Raw genomic sequence first — 23049 nt, 5'->3', positions numbered from 1 at the left:
GGCGGTATCAGACATACAGCGCGCTGAAGGGCGAAACGGGGATGTTGCGCACCACGAACCAGGCCAGCACCAACGACAGCGTCACGACGGCGGCCCAACGTCGGTGCTGCCAACTGCGGACCCGCCGGCCCACCACGCGGCCGTAGGTCCAGGACACATACGCCCACACCAACAGCGCGACAGCCGCCAGGCCCAATGCGTTGAACCTGGCGGCCGCCAACAGATTGCCGTGCATGAGCGAATACACCATGCGCAAGCTGCCGCACCCTGGACAGTCGATACCCAGCAACGCCTTGGTGGGGCATACGGGCAGCGGGCCGTTCGGGGTGGTCGGATCGCCCGCCCAGATGGCGGCGCACATCAGCGTCGTGGATGCCGCCACCACCAGTGGTGCACCCAGATTCGCGTGCGCCGCCCCCCAGCGGGTCACCATGATCCGAGTCTTTAGAACATCGCGGCGAGTGCCGCGTTGGTGTTCGTGTTCAGCGCACCGATCGCCAGCAAGATGCCGTAGATGATGCCTGCGACGACGCCGATGACCACGGACCAGATCACCCATCGCTTGGCGCTCTCGGCGGACGCCTGCGCCTCCGCATAGCGTCCCTGCGCCCACAAACCATTGACCTGGCTCGACTTGACGATCGCCACGATTCCGAAGGGAAGACAGCAGAACAGGGTCGCCAGAATCGACCACACCAGATAGTTATTCGGCGCTTGGCCGGCCGGCGGCTGCGGCGGATAACCCGGAGACGGCGGCGGATAGTCGGGCGGAGGAGGAGGGGGCTGTGTCATGGATTCTCCAGTCAAGAGAAGTTAGCTGACGTAAAGCGGTGCTAACCATACCCGAGCGGGCTCTGATCGGCACCAGCAATGAAAAAATCTTGGTTTAGTCCGCCCCGCGCACGACGCGCCGGCAAGGCCCCCGCCTCGCCAAAAGTCTGAAATACCGCGGCGCCTCAACATAATTCGCGATTCCGCGCGACGACGGGCGTGTCATCACCGTCTGCCTGGTCGTCCGCGGGTTGAGCCGAGGAAGGATGCCCACACAGACAATTGCCAACGGAATGTGTTGCTTTACCGCGACATAGCCCTACTATCCGTGTTTAGAAGCGGCCGTTAAGGAGCCATTCATGTCTGAGTTCAGCAACGCGCTGAGGGCGGCGATCTTAACGACACTCACCGCGGGTTTGGCCTTAGCGGGCGGCGCCCCAGCGAGCGCGGATCCCGCGACCACCGGGAGCTCTTCGGATATCAATGCGCTTGCGGCCTCGCTGTCGAAGGGCTACGGCCTGAACAACTGCACCGCCCAGAACATCGACCGCAGCACAGAACTGGCCGTGCTCACGTGCGGGCAGAGCCCCGATCCACGCGGACCGGCGCAGGCCAAGTACGTCCTGTTCACCAATGCCGACCATCTGGCCACCTCGTTCAGGGCCACCATCAACGAGGACGTGCTCAGCCCCTGCGGGGACGCCCACCAGTCGCCCTCGAGCTGGCACAAGGACGGCTCGACCGCCAGCGCCGGTCAGGCGGCCTGCGGCACCTATCGAAACGGCGCCGAGATCATCTGGACCACGGACGCAAAGAACACATTGAGTTACCTGCGCGCGTCCAACACCGACGTTGCGGCGCTTTACCAGTGGTGGCGTGCAAACGGGTGACGCTCCCGCTGCGCCGCAGCCGATTCTTCGAACCGAGATCCGAGAAACGTTCGCCCCTCTTTATTTCCATCAACCGCAGGGAGTCAGGAAAATGTCACATCGGAACACCGCACTGCGAGTCGCGTCGGCCGCAGCCATAACGGGCAGTCTGGCTTTCGCGGGCGTCGGCGCCGCGAACGCCGAACCCAACACCGGCAACGCGACGGACATGAACACGTTGGCCGCCTCGCTGTCGAAGGGCTACGGCCTGAACAACTGCAAGCCGCAAGAGCTTTCCGAGACCGGTGAACTGGCCGAACTGGTGTGTGGGCAAAGCCCAGACTCCAACGGACCCGGCTCCGGCGTTTACGCGCTCTTCTCCAACAGCACGAACCTGGGCTCCGCCTTCAGCTCCACCATCAAAGACGTGTCCCTGGCCGCGTGTGGGGACGCCGGGGCGTCGCCGGGAACGTGGAAACAGAACGGCCAGACGGGCGGCCAGATCGCTTGTGGCACCTACAAGAACTACGCCACCTTGACCTGGACCACCGACGCCAAGAACGTGTTGGGCCACCTGACCGCGTCCAATTCGGACGTCAACGCGCTCTATCAGTGGTGGCGCACGAACGGCTGACGTTTACAGCTGGGCCGCAATCAGATCCGCCACCGCCCGCATCCCGGCCGCGTTCGGGTGCAAGGGGGCGGGGCGGCGCGGCAAGCCAGTACCGAAGCGTGCGGGCAGCGTCGTCCACGGTTCTGCCGACCATGCGTGATGCTCGCGACCCGCCGCGCCGGCGCGGATGACCTCGCAGCCGGTCGCCGCGGCGGCGTCGGCCGTCATCGTCTCCAGCGTGGCGGCCACGTGCCGGCCCAGGTCGGCGTCGGACGGCGAGAGCGGCTCGGCCGGCACGCCCGGCGGCGGCAGCAACGTCAGGTAGTCGACGAAGAAGATCCGTGCCCGCGCCGATCGGCGGCGCAGCGCCCGGCCGACCGCGCACAGCGATTCAAACACCGCGTCCAGGGCGCGATCCCGCGCCCGGCGATCCAGCAGTTCGGAGATGCGATCACCCAGCAGCGGCAGGTGACGCAGCGAATGCGGCAGTGCCGCGGCCATCAACAGCGGAACGTAGCCGACGTCATTGCCGCCGATGGTCACGGTGACCAGGCTCTCGGTGCCGTCCAGGGCGGCGATCTGGGGTGGCGCGCCGTGTTGGCGCTCGGTGAGCACGTGCGCGGTGGTCGCCCCGGAGAAGGTGACGTCGGTCAAGTCGTGCCGGTATCGCTGCGCGATCAGGTGCGCATAGTTGCGTGCGGATCGGCCCGACCAACGCGGGGCCCCGGCGGCGCGGGGGCGGATGCCGGGACCGGCGGCCATCGAACTGCCCAGCGCCACATACCGACTCATGGTTGCGGGCTCGACGCCTGCGCCCAGAACCGCTTCGGGATCCGTCCGGCGCGCCGCGCCAGATACCCGGCGGTGACGGCGGCGGCCATCGCGGCGGCCATCGCGGCCGGATCGGCGGCCCTGGTCACCGCGGTGGCCAACAGCACGGCGTCGCAACCCAATTCCATGGCCAGCGCCGCGTCGCTGGCCGTTCCGATGCCCGCGTCGAGCACCACCGGAACGCCGGCCCGGGCGACGATCATTTCGATGTTGTGCGGATTGGTGATACCGAGCCCGGTGCCGATCGGCGAACCCAGCGGCATGACGGCCGCGCAGCCGGCGTCTTCGAGCCGGCGTGCCAGCACCGGATCGTCGTTGGTATAGGGCAGGACGACGAACCCGTCATCGACCAATTGCTCTGCGGCTCGCACCAATTCGACTCCATCGGGCAGCAGCGTGCGTTCGTCGGCGATCACCTCGAGCTTGATCCAGTTGGTGTCCAGCGCTTCGCGCGCCAACTGCGCGGTGAGCACCGCCTCGGCCGCGCCGCGGCATCCCGCGGTGTTGGGCAACGGCGTGATGCCCAGCCGGTTGAGCAGATCGAGCAGGCCGGTGCCGCCCTCCGCGTCGACCCGGCGGATGGCGACGGTGGTCAGTTCGGTGCCCGAGGCCACCAGCGCCTCCTCGAGCACCGCGAGGTTGCCGGCTCCCCCGGTCCCCATGATCAGGCGCGACGCGAAACTGCGGTCGCCGATGGTCAGTTTTGCATCAGCCACCTTGCACCGCCGTCACTATCTCGAGCCGGGCGCCGTCGAAAAGTTCTGTGCTCCAACGGGATCGCGGTAACACCGCGTCGTCCATGGCCACCGCGACGCCGCGGTCCGGAAAACCCATGGAGTGCAGCAGCGCGGCGACCGTGATGTGCGCGTCGACGTCGACCTTCTGCTCGTTGACCATGACGATCATTGGCGTGCTCCCACCGGGGACAGTTCGGACACGATCTGTTCAGCCGTCCAGGGCGCCAACAGGAATCCCGATCGGCCGTGGCCGGCGGCCACCAGCGTTCGCGCATCCAGGCGATGCACCAGCGGCAGATTGTCGGGTGTCATGGGGCGCAACCCGGCGGCGCACTCGGCCAGCTCGTATTCGCCCAGGGCGGGCAGCACCGCGCACGCGTCGTCGAGCAGGTCACGCACCCCCGACACGACCGGGGCGGTGTCGCGCCCGTGCTCGTATTGGGTGGCCCCGACCACCACCCCGTCGGCGCGTGGCACCAGGTACACCTGCCGTCCGTGCACCCGGGCGCGAATGACCCGCTGCGGCAACGGCATACAGCCCTTGCGCCACCGCAGTCGCAGCACTTCGCCCTTCACCGGGCGAACCGGCAGGCCGGGCCACAACGCCGGCGCGTCGATGCCGTTGGCGATCACCACCGCGTCGGCCGCGACGCGCGACAATTCGTGCACCGGCGGCGCCCACGACACCCCGAGGCGCTCGCACTGGTCAATCAAGGCGTCCAGCACCGCCCGGTTGTCCACGGCCAGCTCGGTGGGCGCCCGAAAGCCGTGCCGGATGCCCTGCGCCAGCAGCGGCTCGACGTCGCGGGCGGTCGACTCCCAGACCACCGGGTGCCCCTGGGCGGACAACCACTCCGCGACGGTGCGCAAATCGGCGGCATCGGCGCGGTCGACGGCCACCACCAACGACTCGCGCGCCGTGACCACCTCGGCCGGCAACCCGTCCAGGAAGCCTCCCTCGCGCCACAGCCGCAGCGATTCCAGGCCGAGACGCAACAACTGTTCTTCGCCGGGCCAGCCCTCGCTGTGCGGCGCCAGCATGCCGCCGGCGACCCAGGATGCGCCTTTGTGGTCGCTGCGGTGCACCCGCACCGACCACCCGGCCTGCGCGGCGCGGCGCGCCACCGCGAGCCCGATGACGCCGCCGCCGATGACGGCCAGCGACCCCGGCGGCGGGCCCGAGGGCGTCCCGGTCATGCTTGAACCTCCCTTCGCCGGCATTATCCGGATCAGGTGTGACGGTAAGGGCCGGTCGGGTGCAATCCCGGTGGTGCCCACTCTCAGCCCCGCTCCCGGGACTCCCGTGTCTGGTAATTCTCTGCGCTCCACGCTAGCGCGCTAGCGTCTCGGTGTGCATCCACGTGGTACCCGCCTGTTGGCGGCGCGGCTGTATCTGTGCACCGACGCGCGCCGTGAGCACGGCGACCTGGCCGAGTTCGCGGACGCCGCCCTGGCCGGCGGCGTGGACATCATCCAGCTGCGCGACAAGGGGTCGGCCGGTGAGCAGCGGTTCGGCCCGCTCGAAGCGCGCGAGGAGCTGGCGGCGTGCCGGATCCTGGCCGACGCGGCCCGCCGGCACGGCGCCTTGTTCGCCGTCAACGACCGCGCCGACATCGCCCGCGCGGCCAGCGCCGACGTGCTGCACCTCGGGCAGGGCGACCTGCCGCTGGACGTCGCCCGCGACTTCGTCGGGACGGACGTCCTGCTCGGACTGTCCAGCCATGACCGCGAGCAGGCGGCTGCCGCGGCCGCCGGCCAGGCCGACTACTTCTGCGTCGGCCCCTGTTGGCCCACGCCCACCAAACCGGGACGCCAGGCGCCGGGCTTGGGATTGGTGCGGGCCGCCGCCGAGCTGGGAACCGGCAAGCCGTGGTTCGCGATCGGCGGCATCGACGAGCGGCGCCTACCCGAGGTGCTCGCGGCCGGTGCCCGGCGCATCGTGGTGGTTCGGGCGATCACCGCGGCCGCCGACCCACGGGCCGCGGCCGAACGGCTCAGTTCGGCGCTGGCAGCAGCGAGCTGATCCGACGGGTCAGCTGCGAGGGCTCCTGACCGGCCCCGCCGGCCTCGCCGGGCATACACCAGACGAAGACGCCGGCCTCTATTTCGATAGTGCGCGGCAGGTATTGGCGTCGTTCGTCGCCGTGGTCCAGCGGCAACACCGTCGGTGCGGTGCGCAGCCGCTGCCAGCTGGCCGCGAAGCCGGGATGCAGTGGCAGGTCGGCCACCTCGTCTTCGGCGACCCAACGCATCTCGGCGCTCTCCCGGTTAGGCACGGTGTGCAGCAACTCCTCGGCGTCGGCGACGACGGTGGTGTAGCTCCAGTGCGTGCCGGCCATCCCGGCGACCTCCGCCGTGACGACGGTCGCACGCACGGCCAGTCGGTCACCCGGAAGCCCGGCCTCTTCGTTCGCTTCGCGGACCGCCGTCTCCTCCGGCGTTTCGTGGCTGTCGCGGGCGCCGCCCGGCAGGCCCCAGGTCCCGCCCTGATGACTCCACACCGCGCGATGCTGCAGCAGCACCGCGGGCGTGCCATCGGCCTGCGGGGCCCGCAGCAGCAAACCCGCCGCGCCGAAGCGACCCCAGTAGTGGGCGCCGCTGTCGGAGATCACCCAGCCGTCACCGTCGCCCTGCACCGACTCAGGATATGCAGACTTGGTTGAGGCGTCGCGAATTGCGTCCGCCTCCACCCATCCACCCGAACATGCTCTTAGACTTCGCTTATAGAGGTCCGTGCAGCGAAATCCGGTGGCCGAGAGACGAGGGCTGATAAGACGTGACGGTTGAGCTGGCGCACCCGTCGACCGAGCCGCAGGGATCGCGGTCACCGGCCGAACCAGCCCATCCACGCTGGTGGTTCATCTCGACGACGCCGGGCCGCATCCTGACCATCGGCATCGTGCTGGCCGCGCTCGGCGGGATCAGCGCCTTCGCCACCTCGACCACCATCAACCACCGGCAGCAGGTGCTCACCACGGTGCTCAACCACACCGAGCCGCTGTCCTTCGCCGCCGGGCGCCTCTACACCACCCTGTCGGTGGCCGACGCGGCGGCGGCCACCGCGTTCATCGCCGAGGCGGAACCGCAGCCCGTTCGCCAGCGCTACGAGCAGGCCATCACCGACGCGGCGGTGGCGGTGACCAGGGCGTCGAGCGGGCTCACCGACGAACCGCTGGTGCAGTTGCTGGGCCGGATCAACGCCGAGCTGGCCGTCTACACCGGCCTCATCGAGATCGCCCGCACCAACAACCGGGAGGGCAATCCGGTCGGCTCCTCGTACCTGTCGGAGGCGTCGGGGCTGATGCAATCGACGATCCTGCCCGACGCGGCGCGGCTCTACAAAGCGACTTCGGAGCGGGTGGACGCCGAAACCACCGCGTCGACGCAGATCCCCGCGCCGGTCATCATGGTGGTCGGCGCCACCGTGATCTTCGGCGCGTTCTCCCACCGCTGGCTGGCGCGCCGCACGCGGCGCCGAATCAACCCGGGCCTGGTGGTCGGCGCGCTCGCTATTCTCGTCATGGTGGTTTGGGTTGGGACTGCGCTCACCATTTCTACGACGGCCAGTCGTAGCGCGAAGGACACTGCCGCCGAATCCCTCAAGACCGTCACGAACGTCGCGATCACCGCCCAGCAGGCGCGCGCCGACGAGACGCTGTCGCTGATCCGTCGCGGGGACGAAGAGAAACGCAAGCAGTCGTTTTACCAGCGCATCGACTCCATGCACCGGCAGCTCGACCAGTACATGTCGCGCAGCGACGCGGTGGACAAGCCGGACCTGGAAGGCGCCGATCAGCTGCTGCTGCGCTGGCGGCAGGCCAACGACCGGATCACCTCCTACATCTCGGTGGGTAACTACCGCGCCGCGACGCAGGTGGCCCTCGGCAGCAGCGAAGAAGACTCCACCCCGGCGTTCGACAAGCTGGATGGCGAGCTGGTCAAGGCCATGGATCAGGGCCGCATCACCCTGCGCAACGACGTCATCAACGCCCGCAGCGGGTTGTCCGGCGCCCAGGTGGGTGGCGTGGTGCTCAGCCTCGGCGCCGCGATCGCGGTGGCGCTCGGGCTGTGGCCGAGGCTGAAAGAGTACCGATAATGGCCCGGCTGCCGCTGCTTCGCCGGGTGTGCGCCGTGGCCGGCGCGGTGGTGGTACTGGCGGGTTGCGGACACACGGAATCGCTGCGGGTGGCCAGCGTGCCGACGTTGCCGCCGCCGACACCGGTCGGCATGGAGCAGTTGCCGCCACAGCCGCCGCTGCCGCCCGACGGGCCGAACCAGGGCTGCGACCTGACGGCTAGCCTGCGGCCCTTCCCCACCAAGGCGGAGGCGGATGCGGCCGTCGCCGACATCCGGGCCCGCGGTCGGCTGATCGTCGGGCTGGACATCGGCAGCAACCTGTTCAGCTTCCGCGACCCGATCACCGGCGAGATCACCGGTTTCGACGTCGACATCGCCGGCGAGATCGCGCGCGACATCTTCGGGGCGCCCTCGCACGTCGAGTACCGGATCCTGTCGTCGGACGAGCGGGTCACCGCGTTGCAGAACTCCGAGGTGGACGTCGTGGTGAAGACCATGACCATCACCTGCGACCGGCGCAAGCTGGTGAACTTCTCGACCGTCTACCTCGACGCGAACCAGCGCATCCTCGCCCCGCGCGACTCGCCGATCGTCAAGGTCTCCGACCTGTCCGGCAAGCGCGTCTGCGTGGCCAAGGGCACGACGTCGCTGCACCGGATCCAGCAGATCGATCCGCCACCGGTCGTGGTCTCGGTGGTCAACTGGGCCGATTGCCTGGTGGCGATGCAGCAGCGCGAGATCGACGCGGTCAGCACGGACGATTCGATCCTGGCCGGGCTGGTCGAAGAGGACCCCTACTTGCACATCGTCGGCCCCAACATGGCCACTCAGCCCTATGGCATCGGGGTCAATCTGAACAACACGGGACTGGTGCGGTTCGTCAACGGAACCCTGGAACGGATCCGCCGGGACGGTACGTGGAACACGTTGTACCGCAAGTGGTTGACGGTGCTGGGGCCCGCGCCGGCCCCACCCACGCCGAGGTATCTGGACTGATGGCCGAGCCGGACAAGCAAACCGAGCAGCCGGAAACCGGCGCCGAGGACGTGGCGGACGTGGCGCCGGGCACCCAGCCGGCCGACGTGCAGACCGGCGCGGCGACCGGGCGGCTGCAGGCCACCCAGGCGCTGTTCCGTCCCGATTTCGACGACGACGATGACGACTTTCCGCACATCTCGCTGGGTGCCCTCGACACCGATCCGCAGGACCGCTTGACGGTCGCGACGCGGTCGCTGCCCGCGGTCCGACAGCTCGGCGGTGGCCTGGTCGAGATCCCGCGTGGGCGCGACATCGATCCGCGCGAAGCCCTGATGACCAATCCGGTGGTGCCGGAGTCCAAGCGTTTCTGCTGGAACTGCGGGAAGCCGGTGGGCCGGTCCAGCAAGAAATCCAAAGGCACGTCGGAGGGCTGGTGTCCGTCCTGCGGTAGCCCGTATTCCTTTCTGCCACAACTGAATCCCGGCGATATCATCGCGGGCCAGTACGAGGTCAAGGGCTGCATCGCGCACGGCGGTCTGGGCTGGGTCTACCTGGCGGTCGACCACAACGTCAACGACCGGCCGGTGGTGCTCAAGGGTTTGGTGCACTCCGGCGACGCCGAGGCACAGGCGATCGCGATGGCCGAACGGCAGTTCCTGGCCGAAGTGGTCCACCCGCAGATCGTGCAGATCTTCAATTTCGTCGAGCACGTCGACCAGCACGGGAATCCGGTCGGCCTCATCGTCATGGAGTACGTCGGCGGTCAGCCGCTCAAGCACGGGAAGGGCGAGAAGCTACCCGTCGCCGAGGCCGTGGCCTACCTGCTGGAGATTTTGCCCGCGCTCAGCTATCTGCACTCCATCGGCCTGGTCTACAACGACCTGAAGCCGGAGAACATCATGCGCACCGAAGAGCAGCTCAAGCTGATCGACCTGGGTGCGGTGTCGCGGATCAACTCCTTCGGATACCTCTATGGCACACCGGGTTTCCAGGCACCCGAGATCGTGCGCACCGGCCCGACGGTCGCCACCGACATCTACACCGTGGGCCGCACACTGGCCGCGCTCACGCTCAATCTGCAGACCCGCAACGGCCGCTACGTCGACGGTCTGCCCGAGCACGACCCGGTGCTGGCCATCTACGACTCCTTCCGCCGGTTGTTGCGCCGCGCCACCGACCCCGACCCGCGGCGCCGGTTCTGCAGCACCGAGGAGATGTCGGCGCAGTTGATGGGGGTGCTGCGCGAGGTGGTCGCCCACGACAGCGGGGCGCCGCGACCCGGGCTGTCGACGATCTTTTCCCCCAGCCGCTCGACGTTCGGGGTCGACCTGCTGGTCGCCCACACCGACGTGTACCTGGACGGCCAGGTCCACTCGGAGAAGCTCACCGCTCGCGAAATCGTCACCGCACTGCAGGTTCCGCTGGTCGACCCCGCCGACGTCGCCGCTCCCGTCCTGCAGGCGACCGTGTTGTCCCAGCCGGTGCAGACCCTGGACTCGTTGCGCGCGGCCCGGCACGGGACGCTGGACGCCGACGGCGTCGAGGTGTCGGAGTCGGTGGAGCTGCCGCTGATGGAGGTCCGCGCGCTGCTGGATCTCGGCGACGTCGCCAAGGCCACCCGCAAGCTCGACGACCTCGCGGAGCGGGTCGGCTGGCAATGGCGGTTGGTGTGGTACAAGGCCGTCGCCGAGTTGCTCACCGGCGACTTCGATTCGGCCACAAAGCATTTCATCGAAGTTCTGGACACGTTCCCCGGCGAGCTGGCGCCCAAGCTTGCGTTGGCCGCCACCGCCGAACTGGCCGGCGATGTCGACGACCACAAGTTCTACGAGACCGTGTGGAAGACGAATGACGGGGTGATCTCGGCCGCGTTCGGATTAGCCAGAACGCTGTCCGCGGAAGGGGATCGGGCCGCCGCGGTTCGCACGCTGGACGAGGTGCCGGCCACCTCCCGGCACTTCACCACCGCGCGACTGACCAGCGCGGTGACGCTGCTGTCCGGCCGCACCAAGAGCGAGATCACCGAGGAGGACATCCGCGACGCGGCCCGGCGGGTGGAGGCGCTGCCGCCCACCGAACCGCGCGTGCTGCAGATCCGCGCCCTGGTGCTGGGCTGTGCGATGGACTGGCTGGAGGACAACAAGGCCAGCACCAACCACATCCTCGGCTTCCCGTTCACCGAGCACGGGCTGCGGCTGGGCGTCGAGGCCTCGCTGCGCAACCTCGCCCGCGTCGCCCCGACCCAGCGGCACCGCTACGCGCTGGTGGACATGGCGAACCGGGTGCGCCCCACCAGTACGTTCTAGGGCTGGGGGCGTCTCGGGCGTTTCGGCCCCGGGCGTTTCGGGCCGGCTTCGTTGAGTGTGAATCGTCGGCTTTCGGTGTGAACGCTGGGCGGCGACACGCCGACAACCCCCGCCGTAGGTTCACGTTCAAAGCCGTTGCTTCACTCTCGATTTCGCCAGCGCCGCCCGCACGCGGCGGACGATGCCTTCGGGCCGGTCCTCCGCGACGACCCGGACGATGATCCACCCCAGCTGCTCGAGCATCTCCGTGCGCTTGATGTCTTTGACGTATTGCCTTCGGTCGGTGCGATGTTGGTCGCCGTCATACTCCACAGCGACCATCGACTCCGGCCAGCCCAGGTCCAGGTATGCGATCGGAAAGCCGTCAACGCCCGGCACTGGGATCTGGGTCTGCGGCCGGGGCAGGCCAGCGTCGATGAGCAGTAGCCGCAGGTAACTTTCGCGCGGCGACTGTGCGCCAGGGTCGACCAGGTCGAGCGCGGTCTCTAGTCGCCGTAGTCCGGGCGCGTGTGGGTGTGACCCGGCGACACCCAGTACGTCTTCCACTTTGAAACCCGTTGCACGCGCGAGCGAATCGAGCCGAACAACCGCCGAGCGGATCGCCCCGCGCCTCCCGATATCGAAGGCGGTTCGCTCCGGTGTGGTGAGGGCCAGCCCGTCACGCAGCTGCATCTCACCGGCACACAGCGTTGCCCGACGCGTCAGTACCCCGTCCGGCGGACGATTGTTGCTGTGTATCAGCTCAACCGGCACACCGTCGGGAATCCACTTGGCGCCGTGCAGGAAAGCGGCGGCAGCCCCTGCGATAACGGCTCGGCCACCAGACCACAGCCATGCAGCGGTGATGCGCACGTCAAGAGAGAGCCTGGCGTCGTTCGAGACGTAGACATCGGGAAACACCGCGCGGTATCGCGTCCGCAGCTGGTGTCGGCTCAACGCCCCACAGCGCAGCACCTCGCTGCCGACAAACGGCTCCTCCACGCCGCGACCATCGCATGTCTGCCACGGTGCGCGAGTACATCTGTGCACAGGGCCACGAGGCCACGTCCGTGACTGACCCTCGCGGGCAGCGCCGGACGGAGAGTGAACTTACCTCCGCACGGACTCCGTCAGTAATTTCGATGGGCGCAGAGAATCCACAGATGCGCGAGAGTCGTCATCTGGAGACAAAGTTCCGGCGGGGTGCTAGCGCTGGCAGCGCTTGCGTTGCCGGCTGCGGCGCCGGCCAGCTGAAAGAGCCGTCGGGCCCGTCATGGTGGTGCTCGAGGGCCCGACCCAGGATTCCCCGCGCCCAGGCGAGTGTCTGGTTCGGGTCGCGGGCTTCACGTTGAATCGGCACGCTCGCGACAGCCAAAAACCTGGTGCCACCGGCGCCTGGGCACCGGCACGATCGGCCTTGTCGCCGACCGCGGTACCCCCACGGCTACTTATTGGCGCGGCGGGGCCAGCCCAGAAGCAAAGCCCACCGAGATGCGCTGGGCCGCCCCCAAGGAACATGAGACCACCGACCGCACACTGATGAAAAGCACCCACTCTCACGCAAATCACAACAAAACACAGCAAAATCTCAGTTGCACGCCGCACAGTTATCTCATGGCAGGCCAGTCCACCAGGTGGGTCAGCACGGCCCGCATGCTGCGCCGGGCCGGGTTCGGAGTGACCGGGCCCGAGGTCGACGCGGTCGTCGGCCGGGACTGGCCGGGCTACGTGGACGCGATGCTGGCCACCGATCCCGACGCCGACCCGGGCGCGGCGGCCACGCCGATGCCCGCCCTCGACGCACCCAGGCCGCCGGGCAAGGGCGCTACGCCGACCGCGCGCCAGCAGTACAACCAGCGGGTGACCCAACAGTTGGACGTGCTGTCGAATTGGTGGATACGCCGCATGGCCGACGTGGGGCAGCCGGTGCACGAAAAGCTGACGCTGTTGTGGCACAACCACTTTGCCACCTCGGCGCAGAAGGTGCGGGTCGCGTCGTACCTGGCCGCACAGAATCAGAAACTGCGCGCCGGGTCGCTGGGCGATTTTCGCGCCCTGGCGTACGCGATGCTGACCGACGCCGCGATGCTGCGCTGGCTGGACGCGTCGCGCAGCACCGCCAAGGCGCCCAACGAAAACCTGGCCCGCGAATTCATGGAGCTGTTCGCGTTGGGACATGGCAACGGCTACACCGAAAGCGACGTGCGCAACGGTGCGCGGGCCCTGACGGGATGGGTCATCGGCCCCGGGGGCGAAACCTCCATGACGCCCAAACGCCATGACGCGGGCGCCAAGACGCTGTTCGGGCAGAGCCGCAACTTCGATGCCGCCGGGTTCTGCGATACCGTGCTGGCGCAACCGAAATCGGCCGAATACGTCGCGGGACGCCTGTGGCGGCAATTGGCGTCCGACGACCCGCCGTCACCGCAGGTGCTCGAGCGCCTGGTCGCCGCCTACGGACCCAACCGCGACCTGCGCGCGCTGACCCGGGCGATCCTCACCGACAGCGAATTCACCAGCAGCCGCGCCGCGGTGGTCAACACCCCGGTCGAGTGGCTCGTCGGCGTCGTCAGGGCGCTGCGGGTGCCGGTCGACGACACCAAGCGCCTGAAGATGATCGACGGCACATTGCGCGCGCTGGGCCAGCGACCGTTCTATCCGCCCAGCGTCGGAGGCTGGCCCAGCGGCCAGCTGTGGCAGTCCACCGCCAGCGCAGGGACCCGCCTGCGCGCCGCGACCGAACTGGCCCGCGCGGGCGACCTCTCCGGCATCGAGGACACCGCCGCCGGCGACCGCGTCGACGCGGTCGGTTATCTGATCGGCGTCGGCTCCTGGTCGGACCGCACCGCCCACGCGTTACAGCCGCTGGTGCGGCAACCGGCGCAATTGGTGGCGGCCGCCGTCAACACTCCCGAATACCTGACGTCCTAGCGAGACAGCCATGCCCCAGATGAACCGTCGCCGATTCCTGATCGCCAGCGCTGGCGTCGGGGCGGCCGGCCTGCTGTCAGCGGTCAGCTGGCCCGACCTGATGCGTGCGGCCAGGGACCGGCCGCTGGCCGATGGCTCCGGTGTCCTGGTGATCGCCACGCTGTATGGCGGCAACGACGGCATCAACACCGTGATCCCCTACGCGGACAACGCCTATCACGACGCTCGCCCCGAACTCGCCTACGCACCGGGCGACGTGTTGCACCTCGATCAGCAGCTGGGCCTCAACCCGGCGATGAAGGGATTGGCGGGCCTGTGGAACCGGGGGCAGCTCGCCATCGTGCGCGGCGCGGGCTACCCGAAGCCCGACCACAGCCACTTTCGGTCCATGGACATCTGGCAGACGGCGTCACCGGCCGAGCCGGTGGCGACCGGCTGGATCGGCCGCTGGCTCGACGCGACCGGAGATGATCCGTTGCGAGCGGTCAACATCGGCGCCGTCCTTCCTCCGCTGGCCGTCGGCGCGAAGTGCACGGCCGCAGCCCTTTCGCCGGGCGGCGCACCGGGCAAGGCGGAGAAGTTCGACGCGGTGATGACCGCGCTGGGCGACGACGATCCCGACGACACCCCGGCGATGGCCGCGGTGTGCAAGGCCTACCGAGCCGCACGCACCGCCGACACCACGTTCGCACCGGTGAAACCCAATGCCAAGGAACCTAATTCACTGGCGGCCCAGCTGAGCACGGTGGCTCAAGCCATCAAGGCCCGCGTGCCCACCCGGGTCTACACGGTGCAGCTGGGCGGCTTCGACACCCACGCCGGCGAACGCGGCACCCAGCAGCGACTCCTGCAGACATTCGACGAGGCGGTTAGCGCGTTCGTCCAGGAGACGGCGGGCCGTGACGTGGTGCTGCTGGCGTATTCCGAATTCGGGCGCCGGGTGCACGCCAACGCCTCGCAGGGCACCGACCATGGCACGGCCGGTCCCGTTTTCATCGCGGGCTCACCCGTCAAGGGCGGTTTCTACGGCGAACAGCCGAGCCTCACCGACCTCGACAATGGAGACTTGAAGTACACCACCGATTTTCGTGACATCTACGCCGAGCTGCTGGCGCGAACGATCGGGACCGATCCCGCCCCGGCGGTGGGCACCGGACGAAGCAGCCTGGGCTTCCTATCGGCCTAGCAGGTTCACGCAGTCGCGGGCGATGGCCAGCTCTTCGTTGGTCGGGATCACCAGCACGGCGATCGGTGAATCGTCCGCGGAGATTTGGCGCGCACCCTTGCCGCCGCCGAGGTTGCGGCGCTGATCGAGGACGATGCCCAGTTCCTCCATGCCGGCGACCGCGTCGTGGCGCACCGCCGGGTCGTTCTCGCCGATTCCGGCGGTGAAGCTGATGACATCGGTGTGCCCCAGCACCGCCAGGTAGGCGCCGATGTACTTGCGCAGCCGATGTGTGAACACATGAAAGGCCAATTGCGCTGACTCGTCGCCGGATTCGATCATCTCCCGAAGCCGGCGAAAGTCGCGCTCGCCGGACAGACCCAGCACACCGGAGCGCTGGTTGAGCATGGACTCGACGTCGTCGACGCCCATCTGGGCCGTGTGGGACAGGTAGCCGATGACGCTGGGATCGATGTCGCCGCTGCGAGTGCCCATCACCAAGCCCTCCAGCGGCGTCAAGCCCATCGAGGTGTCCAGCGGCCGGGTGCCGGCGATCGCCGAGGCGGAGCAACCGTTACCAAGGTGCAGGACAATCTGTTTCAGGTCGCCGACCGATCGGTCCAGGAACGCGGCGGCCTGCTCGCTGACGTAGCGGTGCGAGGTCCCGTGAAACCCGTAGCGGCGAATTTGATACCGCCGCGCCAGGTCGCGATCGATGGCGTAGGTGGCCGCCGCCGGCGGCAGGTCGTGGAAGAACCCGGTGTCGAACACGGCGACGTGGGCGAGGTTTGGCAGCAGTTTGCGCGCGACCTCGATTCCCTTGAGCGCGGGCGGATTGTGCAGCGGGGCCAGCTCCGACAATTCGTGGAGCCTGCCGATCACCGCGTCGTCCAGCAGCGTGGGCTGATAGAAAGTGTTGCCGCCGTGCACCACTCGGTGGCCCACCGCGACGATGCCGCTCGACCGCAGGTCGATACCGTCGTCGGCCAGCGTGTCGAACGCGCGGCGCAGCGCGGCATCATGGTCGGGAACAGACGACGAATCCTCTCCGATTCGCTCCACCAGACCTGTCGCCCGGGCTTCACCCGAATCGGCGTCGACCACTTGATATTTCAGGGATGACGAGCCGGAGTTGATCACCAACACCAGGCGGGCGTCGCCATTGGCCGTCATGGCTGCCTTTGGGCCTGGATCGCGGTGATGGCCACGGTGTTCACGATGTCTTCGACCAATGCGCCCCTGGACAGATCGTTCACCGGCTTGCGCAAGCCCTGTAGCACGGGCCCGATGGCCAGCGCGCCGGCGCTACGCTGGACCGCCTTGTAGGTGTTGTTGCCGGTGTTGAGGTCGGGGAAGATCAGCACGGTGGCGCGGCCGGCCACCGGCGAGTCACGCAGTTTGGTGGCGGCGACCGATGGTTCGATCGCGGCGTCGTACTGGATGGGTCCCTCGACCGGCAGGTCGGGATTCCGTTTCCGCACCAATTCGGTTGCCGTCCTTACCTTGTCGACGTCCGCGCCGGCACCCGAGTCGCCGGTCGAGTACGACAGCATCGCGACCCGCGGCTCGATGCCGAACCGCGCGGCGGTGCGCGCCGACGAGATCGCGATGTCGGCCAGCTGCTCGGGTGTCGGATTCGGGATGATCGCGCAGTCGCCGTATGCCAGCACGCGATCGGGTAGGCACATCAGGAAGACGCTGGACACCGTAGCGACATCCGGGACCGTCTTGATGATCTCGAACGCGGGCCGCACGGTGTGGGCGGTGGTGTGCGCGGCGCCGGACACCATGCCGTCCACCATCCCGGTGTGTACCAGCATGGTGCCGAAATATGTGCCGTCGCGCATGACGTCGCGGGCCTGCTCGACGGTGACGCCCTTCGCCTTGCGTAACTGCGCGTACTGCTCGGCGAACTCGTGGCGCAGCCGGCTGTTACGCGGGTCGATCACCGTGACGTCGCCCAGGTCGACCCCGAGTTCTCCGGCGCGCTGGCGGATTCGGGCCTCGTCGCCCAGGATGGTCAGCTCGGCGACGCGGCGCTGCAGCACCCGGCCGGCGGATTGCAGGATGCGGTCGTCGTCGCCTTCGGGAAGGACGATGTGCTTGCGATCCGACCGCGCCTGCAGCGTCAGCTGGTAGATGAACATCTGCGGCGTGATGACGGTGGGGATCGGGATGGCAAGCTGCGCCAACAGATCGGCGATATCGACATGGCTGTCCATCAGCGCCAGCGCGGTGTCGATCTTGCGCTGCGAGGCCGCCGTGACCCTGCCCCGCGCCGCCGCCGCCGCGCCGGCGGTGTCGTAGGTGCCCAGTGCGGTGGCGACGATCGGCAACCGCAGCCGCAGTCCGGCGACCAGCGCGGCGATGGACGGGTGCAGCGCGAAGCCGCCGTTGAGCACGATGCACGACAGCGACGGAAAGCCTTCCGCGGCATGGGCGCTGGCGACGGCGAGCACCACATCGGAGCGGTCGCCGGGGGTGATGACCGCGATGCCGTCGCGCAGCCGCTCCAGGACGTGGTCGGCGGTCATCCCCGCGACCAGCACGCCGGTGACCTCGCGTTCGCGCAGCGACTCTTCGCCGCTGACCGGTGTTCCCCCGACCGCCTTCTCCAGCTCGGCCACCGTCGGCGCGGACAGCAGCGGCTCGTCGGGCAGCACATAGCTGCGCTGGGAGAATCTGCGCAGCGCTTCGGCCACGTCGGCCAGCTCGGCCGGTTCGCACCGGTTGGCCACCACCGCCGCGGTGTGGGCGTGCTGGGCGTCCAGCTCGGCCAGGCAGACGTCGACGACGCCGGCGATCTCCGCGGCCGTGCGCCCCTTGCCGCTGACCGTCAGCAGCAGCGGCGCACCGAGGTTGACCGCGATGCGCGCGTTGGTCGCGAGTTCCGCGGGCCGGGTCACGTCCGTGTAGTCGCTGCCGACGATCACCACCGCGTCGCACGCCTCGGCCACCGCGTGGTAGGCGTCGACGATGCGGGCGATCGCGGCGTCGCCCTCGGCGTGCAGCTGCTGATAGGTGACGCCCACGCACTGTTCGTACGACAGATCCGCGGTGGTCCGCGTCAGGAGCAGTTCCAGGATGTAGTCGCGCTCGTTTGAATCGGTGCGCGTAATGGGCCGGAACACACCGACTTTGGCGACCGTCGCGGTCAACCGGTGCAGCAGCCCCAGCGCGATCGTTGACTTGCCGGTCTCCGGCTCGGGGGCGGCGATATAGATCGCAGACACGGAACCGGTGGCCACCCCGTGCGCCTATCCGGCCAGCCGCCGCAGCCGCGGCGCCAGGTCCTTCTCGAAGAGTTCCAAGAAGCGACGCTGGTCATGGCCGGGCGCGTGGAACACCAAGTGGTTGAGGCCCCAGTCGACGTAGTCCTTCACCTTCGCGACCGCCTCGTCGGGGTCGGACGCCACGATCCAGCGCTTGGCGACCTGTTCGATCGGCAGCTCGTTGGCGGCCTTCTCCATCTCAAGCGGGTCGTGAATGCTGGTCTTCTGTTCGGCCGTCAGCGACAGCGGCGCCCAGAACCGGGTGTTCTCCAGCGCCTTGTCCGGGTCGGTGTCGTAGGAGATCTTGATCTCGATCATCCGGTCGATGTCGTCGGGGTTTTTTCCGGCCGCCTCCGCGCCCTCCTTCATGGCGGGCATCAGCTTGTCCTTGTACAGCTCCTCGCCCTTGCCGGAGGTGCAGATGAAGCCGTCGCCGGCGCGACCCGCGTATTTGGCCACCTGCGGGCCGCCCGCGGCGATGTAGATCGGGATGCCGCCCTCCGGCACGTCATAGATGGAGGCGCCCTTGGTGTGGTAGTACTCACCCTCGAAGTCGACGCGGTCGCCCAGCCACAGTTCGCGCATCAGCCGCACCGATTCGCGTAGCCGGGCATAGCGTTCCTTGAACTCCGGCCATTCGCCTTCGTATCCGGTGGCTATCTCGTTGAGCGACTCGCCGGTGCCGACGCCGAGGAAAATGCGGTCCGGGTACAAACAACCCATCGTGGCGAACGCCTGCGCGATGACGGCGGGGTTGTACCGGAAGGTCGGCGTGAGCACCGAGGTGCCCAGCTGGAGGCGCTTGGTGCGCTCGCCGACGGCAGTCATCCACGCGAGCGAGAACGGTGCGTGCCCGCCCTCGTGTCGCCACGGCTGGAAGTGGTCACTGACGGTTGCGCTGTCCATGCCGTGCCCCTCGGCGGCGACAGCGAGTTCGACGAGCTCGCGCGGTGCAAATTGTTCGGCGGACGCTTTGTATCCGAGTTTCAGTTCAGCCACCCGTTCTTTCTACTCCTGTCTCGATGGTCGCGACGGGCTGGCTTCTACACTCGCGGGCATGGGATCGGCGCCAACTCTCGTTCAAGTGACCGACACGGTGTACCTCGCGCAGGGCGAGGCCGTGAACTGGACGCTGGTCGTCGACGGCACCGGTGTGATGCTGATCGACGCCGGATATCCCGGCGACCGCGAGGGTGTGCTGTCGTCGCTGCGGGAGCTGAGTTACGGGCCCGGCGACGTGCGCGCCGTCCTGCTCACGCACGCCCACATCGACCATTTGGGCTCGGCGATCTGGCTCGCCAACGAATACGGCACCGACGTTTATTGCCACGCCCAGGAAGTGGGCCACGCCAAGCGCGAGTATCTGGAACAGGCGTCGGTTTTCGATGTGGCCCTGCGCATTTGGCGGCCGCGCTGGGCGACCTGGGGACTGCATGTGCTGCGCAGCGGAGGCCTGATCCGCGACGGCATCGCGTCCACCCGGCCGCTGACCGACGAGGTGGCCGCCGCGCTGCCCGGCCGCCCGACGGCGGTGTTCACCCCCGGGCACACCAGCGGGCACTGCTCGTACGTGGTCGACGGCGTGCTGGTCAGTGGCGACGCGCTGATCACCGGGCACCCGCTGCTGCGCCGCGGTGGGCCGCAGCTGCTGCCGGCGGTGTTCAGCCGCAGCCAGCAGGATGCGCTGCATAGCCTGGACACCCTGGCCCTGCTGGACACCGAGATCTTGTTGCCCGGGCACGGCGACGTGTGGCGCGGCCCGATCCAGGAAGCGACCGCGCGGGCCATCTCGTTGGCTCAGTAGAGGAGAAGTGTTGCTCGAACCGATTGTGAACCAACGGCTTTGAGTGGGAAAGTGCGGTGGGGGATTGTCGGCGTGTCGCCGCCCAGGGTTCACACTCAACGCCGACGATTCACCCTCGACGCTTCAGACCTTGCCCTAAGCCAGCCACTTCTCGAACGCGATCGGAATGAACGGTCCCCAGTCGGGCAGCGGGTCCGGCGGTATCCGGGTATACCCCGTCGCGTCATAGAGCGCCGCGGCCTCGGGCTGGCGATTGCCGGTGATCAGGTAGAGCCGCCGATACCCCCGTGCCAGGGCCTCGGCCTCCAGCGCCGCCAGCAGCGCGCGGGCATAACCGCGGCGCCGATGAGCACCGTCTGTCCAGATCCGCTTGAGCTCAGCGGTGTTGGCGTCGTAACGGCGAAACGCCCCGCCGGTCACCGGCACGCCGTCCAGCACACCGATCAGCAGGCCGCCGTCCGGCGGCGCCAGCTCCGCCCGTGGCACCGGCAGCCAGGTCAGGTGGGTGCTCGGCGTGCCGCCGTATCGCTGCGCGTACTCGACGGCCAGTTCGGCCAGCAGCGGTTGTGCCAGCGGGTCGTCGTGGGTTGCCGACACGAACCGCAGTGGTCTAGAGCTTGATTCCGGCATCACGACAGCTCAAACGCGGGTGGCGGTGAGGTATTCCGGGACGAACTCCGCGTCGCCGGGGGCCGTCCGCCGCCGCCTGCCCATCCCCACCGCGCCCAGCAGTTCGGTGCTGCCCAGGCCGGCCGTCTGCCAGCCGTTCGACGCCAAATACTCTGGCACATAATGGTATTCGCCGGGGTGGGTCAGGCTGGCCAGGTCGACGTCCAGGCCGCGCCGGCGCCAGCCGTCGACGAAGGCGCGCTCGGCCCCGAGCCGCAACGGATTCCAGGTGGGCATGTGATCGGCGGTGAACCGGCTGCCCGCGGCGCTCGCGGCGGTCACGGCGTCCAGCAATCGTTTCTGCTCGCCGGGCGAGAGGTAGCCGGCGAGCAACTGCTCGGCGACCCAGACCGTGGGCGCCGCGGCGTCGAACCCGACCCGCCGCAGCGCCGCCGGCCAATCGTGGTTCAGATCAATGCCGATCGCACACCGGTGGGTGGCCAATTCGGCGTCCAGCCCGCGCAGCACCTCGGCTTTGAAATCGAGCACTTGCGGCTGATCGACCTCATACACCGTGGTCCCGCGCGGCCACCACAGCCGGTAGGGCCGGGTGTCCAGGCCCGACGCCAGGATCACCACCTGCCGAATGCCCGCCCGGACCGCATCGGCCAGGAATTCGTCCACGAATCGCGTGTGCGCCGCCAGCACGTGCAGCAGCGCCGTCAACGCCGGGTCGTCGCCGTCGTCTTCGGCGAACACGCGGTCCTTGATCGCCCGGGTGAGGAAGTCGATCCCGACGGCGCACAGCAGCGGCTCGGCGAACGGGTCGTTCAGCAGCCCCTGGTCGGTGGCCACCGCCCGCGCGGCCGCACCGAAGGTTGCGGTTGCCGCCACGTCGGCCGTCTGCACCATGGTCGCCTCAGACGCCGGAGCGACGCCGCATGGTCAGCCCGGCGGCCACTCGCCAGCCCAACAGCAACAGCGCGGTGACCGTCGCCGCGACCACCACGAAGCTCGCCGCCACACCCGCGGACGTCGCCTTGCGCAGCAGCATGCCGACGACGACGGTGGACAACCACACGACTATCCCGGTCGGCGCCACCGCGGTCGGCCGCCGCCACCCGCGAGAGACCAGCCATCCGACGACCGTGCCGGTGAGAAACGGCCACGCCGTCGCGGCGATTCCGGTGACATCGAGGCCTTCGTCATGGCTGCGGCGCCCCACGGCGCAAAAGACCAGCACACCGACGACATCCACCGCGAGCCAGGCAGGCCGCTGGAGCCTAAGCATTCAGGCAGACTACCGGGGCGCCGCGCGATCCTTGACCGCCCGGCCGCGGTGAATCTAGATTCGTCAGCGATGAATGTGCATTCACACGGCGGCCTGGCGGTGGTGACCGGCGCCGGCTCCGGCATCGGCAAGGCAATAGCGCTGGGGCTCGCCGCACGCGGCGAGCGCGTGGTCGCCGCCGACCTAGACTCGGCGGCGGCGTCGGCCACCGCCGGCGAACGCCCCGAGAAGATCACCGCGCTACCGGTGGACGTGGCCGACCCGGAACAGGTTGGCGCCCTGCGGGACCGGATCCACGCCGACCTCGGCGTGCCCAACATCGTCGTCAACGCGGCCGGATGGGACCGCACCGACCAATTCCTCAACGCCACACCGGAATTCGCCCAGAAGGTGGTGGCCATCAACTACCTGGGGCCGGTGCACGTCTGCTCGGCGTTCCTGCCGGGGATGATCGAGACGGACGGCGGCGGGCGCGTGGTCAACCTGGCCAGTGACGCCGGCCGGGTAGGCAGCGCGGGCGAGAGCATCTACGCCGGCGCCAAGGGCGGCGTGATCGCCCTGACCAAGTCGCTGGCCCGCGAAATGGCCCGCCACCACATCACGGTCAACTGCGTGTGCCCCGGCCCGACCGACACCCCGCTGTTTCATGCGCAACCCGAGAAACTGCGGGAAGCACTGATCAAGGCCATCCCGTTTCGCCGGCTGGCCCGGCCCGAGGAGGTCGCCGCGCCCGTGCTGTTCTTCGCGTCCGAGGCCGCCTCGTTCATCACCGGACAGGTGATCAGTGTCAGCGGCGGCCTGACGATGGCAGGCTGA

At 68.6% G+C, this 23049-nt stretch carries 24 protein-coding genes; 10 read left to right on the top strand and 14 right to left on the bottom strand.

The window, feature by feature from the left end:
- Positions 1–7 precede the first annotated feature (7 nt).
- Positions 8–433, bottom strand: coding sequence for a DUF2752 domain-containing protein (locus AC5Y4T_RS10520; protein ID WP_499917937.1), 426 nt, complete (start codon positions 431–433; stop codon positions 8–10).
- A gap of 11 nt (positions 434–444) precedes the next feature.
- Positions 445–792, bottom strand: a complete 348-nt coding sequence (locus tag AC5Y4T_RS10515; protein WP_499917936.1) for a CD225/dispanin family protein — start codon at positions 790–792, stop codon at positions 445–447.
- A gap of 338 nt (positions 793–1130) precedes the next feature.
- Between AC5Y4T_RS10515 and AC5Y4T_RS10510 the strand changes: the two genes are divergently transcribed.
- Both AC5Y4T_RS10510 and AC5Y4T_RS10505 read left to right on the top strand, forming a co-directional pair.
- Positions 1131–1661 (top strand): serine/threonine protein kinase, encoded by a 531-nt coding sequence (locus AC5Y4T_RS10510; RefSeq protein WP_499952951.1) that lies wholly within the window; start codon positions 1131–1133, stop codon positions 1659–1661.
- 91 nt (positions 1662–1752) lie between these two features.
- Positions 1753–2274 (top strand): serine/threonine protein kinase, encoded by a 522-nt coding sequence (locus tag AC5Y4T_RS10505; protein ID WP_499948100.1) that lies wholly within the window; start codon positions 1753–1755, stop codon positions 2272–2274.
- Positions 2275–2277: 3 nt separating this feature from the next.
- Here the strand turns inward: AC5Y4T_RS10505 and AC5Y4T_RS10500 are convergent, their stop codons facing one another.
- The 4 genes from AC5Y4T_RS10500 to thiO are packed head-to-tail and all read right to left on the bottom strand — an operon-like array spanning position 2278 to position 5018.
- The gene (locus AC5Y4T_RS10500) at positions 2278–3045 is read right to left on the bottom strand and encodes an SGNH/GDSL hydrolase family protein (RefSeq protein ID WP_499952950.1); all 768 of its coding nucleotides are present in this window, start codon (positions 3043–3045) and stop codon (positions 2278–2280) included.
- Positions 3042–3800 (bottom strand): thiazole synthase, encoded by a 759-nt coding sequence (locus AC5Y4T_RS10495; RefSeq protein WP_499917930.1) that lies wholly within the window; start codon positions 3798–3800, stop codon positions 3042–3044. The genes AC5Y4T_RS10500 and AC5Y4T_RS10495 overlap by 4 nt, the downstream gene beginning before the upstream one ends.
- Positions 3793–3990, bottom strand: a complete 198-nt coding sequence (thiS, locus tag AC5Y4T_RS10490; protein ID WP_499952949.1) for a sulfur carrier protein ThiS — start codon at positions 3988–3990, stop codon at positions 3793–3795. The genes AC5Y4T_RS10495 and thiS overlap by 8 nt, the downstream gene beginning before the upstream one ends.
- Positions 3987–5018, bottom strand: a complete 1032-nt coding sequence (thiO, locus tag AC5Y4T_RS10485; protein WP_499917928.1) for a glycine oxidase ThiO — start codon at positions 5016–5018, stop codon at positions 3987–3989. Before thiO ends, thiS begins: the two co-directional genes overlap by 4 nt.
- Positions 5019–5172: 154 nt before the next feature.
- Between thiO and thiE the strand changes: the two genes are divergently transcribed.
- Positions 5173–5844, top strand: coding sequence for a thiamine phosphate synthase (gene thiE, locus AC5Y4T_RS10480; protein ID WP_499952948.1), 672 nt, complete (start codon positions 5173–5175; stop codon positions 5842–5844).
- On the opposite strand, the gene AC5Y4T_RS10475 is transcribed toward thiE, so the two are convergent.
- A complete protein-coding gene (locus AC5Y4T_RS10475) occupies positions 5816–6457 on the bottom strand; it encodes an NUDIX hydrolase (protein WP_499952947.1) in 642 nt (213 codons plus the stop codon). The two genes, thiE and AC5Y4T_RS10475, sit on opposite strands and share 29 nt — an antisense overlap.
- A 140-nt stretch (positions 6458–6597) precedes the next feature.
- Here AC5Y4T_RS10475 and glnX point away from each other — a divergent pair, with 140 nt between their 5' ends.
- The 3 genes from glnX to AC5Y4T_RS10460 are packed head-to-tail and all read left to right on the top strand — an operon-like array spanning position 6598 to position 11182.
- A complete protein-coding gene (gene glnX / locus AC5Y4T_RS10470) occupies positions 6598–7917 on the top strand; it encodes a protein kinase G-activating protein GlnX (protein WP_499917924.1) in 1320 nt (439 codons plus the stop codon).
- The gene (locus AC5Y4T_RS10465; RefSeq protein WP_499917923.1) at positions 7917–8894 is read left to right on the top strand and encodes a glutamate ABC transporter substrate-binding protein; all 978 of its coding nucleotides are present in this window, start codon (positions 7917–7919) and stop codon (positions 8892–8894) included. The genes glnX and AC5Y4T_RS10465 overlap by 1 nt, the downstream gene beginning before the upstream one ends.
- Positions 8894–11182: a serine/threonine-protein kinase PknG gene (locus AC5Y4T_RS10460; RefSeq protein WP_499952946.1), complete on the top strand. Its 2289-nt coding sequence runs from the start codon at positions 8894–8896 to the stop codon at positions 11180–11182. The genes AC5Y4T_RS10465 and AC5Y4T_RS10460 overlap by 1 nt, the downstream gene beginning before the upstream one ends.
- Positions 11183–11308: 126 nt before the next feature.
- Here the strand turns inward: AC5Y4T_RS10460 and AC5Y4T_RS10455 are convergent, their stop codons facing one another.
- Positions 11309–12163 (bottom strand): endonuclease domain-containing protein, encoded by an 855-nt coding sequence (locus AC5Y4T_RS10455; RefSeq protein ID WP_499917921.1) that lies wholly within the window; start codon positions 12161–12163, stop codon positions 11309–11311.
- Between the two features lie 612 nt (positions 12164–12775).
- Here AC5Y4T_RS10455 and AC5Y4T_RS10450 point away from each other — a divergent pair.
- Complete coding sequence (locus AC5Y4T_RS10450; protein WP_499917920.1) at positions 12776–14092, top strand: DUF1800 domain-containing protein; 1317 nt, start codon at positions 12776–12778, stop codon at positions 14090–14092.
- A 10-nt stretch (positions 14093–14102) separates the two neighbouring features.
- Positions 14103–15278: a DUF1501 domain-containing protein gene (locus AC5Y4T_RS10445; protein ID WP_499917919.1), complete on the top strand. Its 1176-nt coding sequence runs from the start codon at positions 14103–14105 to the stop codon at positions 15276–15278.
- Here the strand turns inward: AC5Y4T_RS10445 and AC5Y4T_RS10440 are convergent.
- From AC5Y4T_RS10440 to fgd, 3 genes are read right to left on the bottom strand one after another with little or no spacing between them, the layout of a single operon-like run.
- Complete coding sequence (locus AC5Y4T_RS10440; protein WP_499917918.1) at positions 15267–16430, bottom strand: acetate kinase; 1164 nt, start codon at positions 16428–16430, stop codon at positions 15267–15269. The two genes, AC5Y4T_RS10445 and AC5Y4T_RS10440, sit on opposite strands and share 12 nt — an antisense overlap.
- Positions 16427–18490 carry a phosphate acetyltransferase gene (pta, locus tag AC5Y4T_RS10435; protein WP_499918242.1) on the bottom strand — a complete coding sequence of 688 codons (2064 nt, stop codon included), beginning with the start codon at positions 18488–18490 and terminating at the stop codon, positions 16427–16429. Before pta ends, AC5Y4T_RS10440 begins: the two co-directional genes overlap by 4 nt.
- A 24-nt stretch (positions 18491–18514) precedes the next feature.
- Positions 18515–19528 carry a glucose-6-phosphate dehydrogenase (coenzyme-F420) gene (fgd, locus tag AC5Y4T_RS10430; protein WP_499917917.1) on the bottom strand — a complete coding sequence of 338 codons (1014 nt, stop codon included), beginning with the start codon at positions 19526–19528 and terminating at the stop codon, positions 18515–18517.
- A gap of 58 nt (positions 19529–19586) precedes the next feature.
- Between fgd and AC5Y4T_RS10425 the strand changes: the two genes are divergently transcribed.
- Positions 19587–20333 carry an MBL fold metallo-hydrolase gene (locus AC5Y4T_RS10425; protein ID WP_499952945.1) on the top strand — a complete coding sequence of 249 codons (747 nt, stop codon included), beginning with the start codon at positions 19587–19589 and terminating at the stop codon, positions 20331–20333.
- Positions 20334–20468: 135 nt separating this feature from the next.
- Here the strand turns inward: AC5Y4T_RS10425 and AC5Y4T_RS10420 are convergent, their stop codons facing one another.
- Genes AC5Y4T_RS10420 through AC5Y4T_RS10410 form a run of 3 tightly spaced genes read right to left on the bottom strand, consistent with a single transcriptional unit; the run spans position 20469 to position 22233 of the window.
- Positions 20469–20963, bottom strand: coding sequence for a GNAT family N-acetyltransferase (locus tag AC5Y4T_RS10420; RefSeq protein ID WP_499952944.1), 495 nt, complete (start codon positions 20961–20963; stop codon positions 20469–20471).
- Between the two features lie 9 nt (positions 20964–20972).
- On the bottom strand, positions 20973–21854 hold the full coding sequence (locus tag AC5Y4T_RS10415; protein ID WP_499952943.1) for an SAM-dependent methyltransferase: 882 nt from the start codon (positions 21852–21854) through the stop codon (positions 20973–20975).
- A gap of 7 nt (positions 21855–21861) precedes the next feature.
- Positions 21862–22233 carry a DUF3054 domain-containing protein gene (locus tag AC5Y4T_RS10410; RefSeq protein WP_499948116.1) on the bottom strand — a complete coding sequence of 124 codons (372 nt, stop codon included), beginning with the start codon at positions 22231–22233 and terminating at the stop codon, positions 21862–21864.
- Between the two features lie 69 nt (positions 22234–22302).
- Here AC5Y4T_RS10410 and AC5Y4T_RS10405 point away from each other — a divergent pair, with 69 nt between their 5' ends.
- Positions 22303–23049, top strand: coding sequence for an SDR family NAD(P)-dependent oxidoreductase (locus AC5Y4T_RS10405; RefSeq protein ID WP_499952942.1), 747 nt, complete (start codon positions 22303–22305; stop codon positions 23047–23049).

Source organism: Mycobacterium sp. NGS11 (assembly GCF_059813315.1).
The sequence above is the reverse complement of the archived record's forward strand: the minus strand, read 5'-3'. Positions and strand labels throughout refer to the sequence as shown.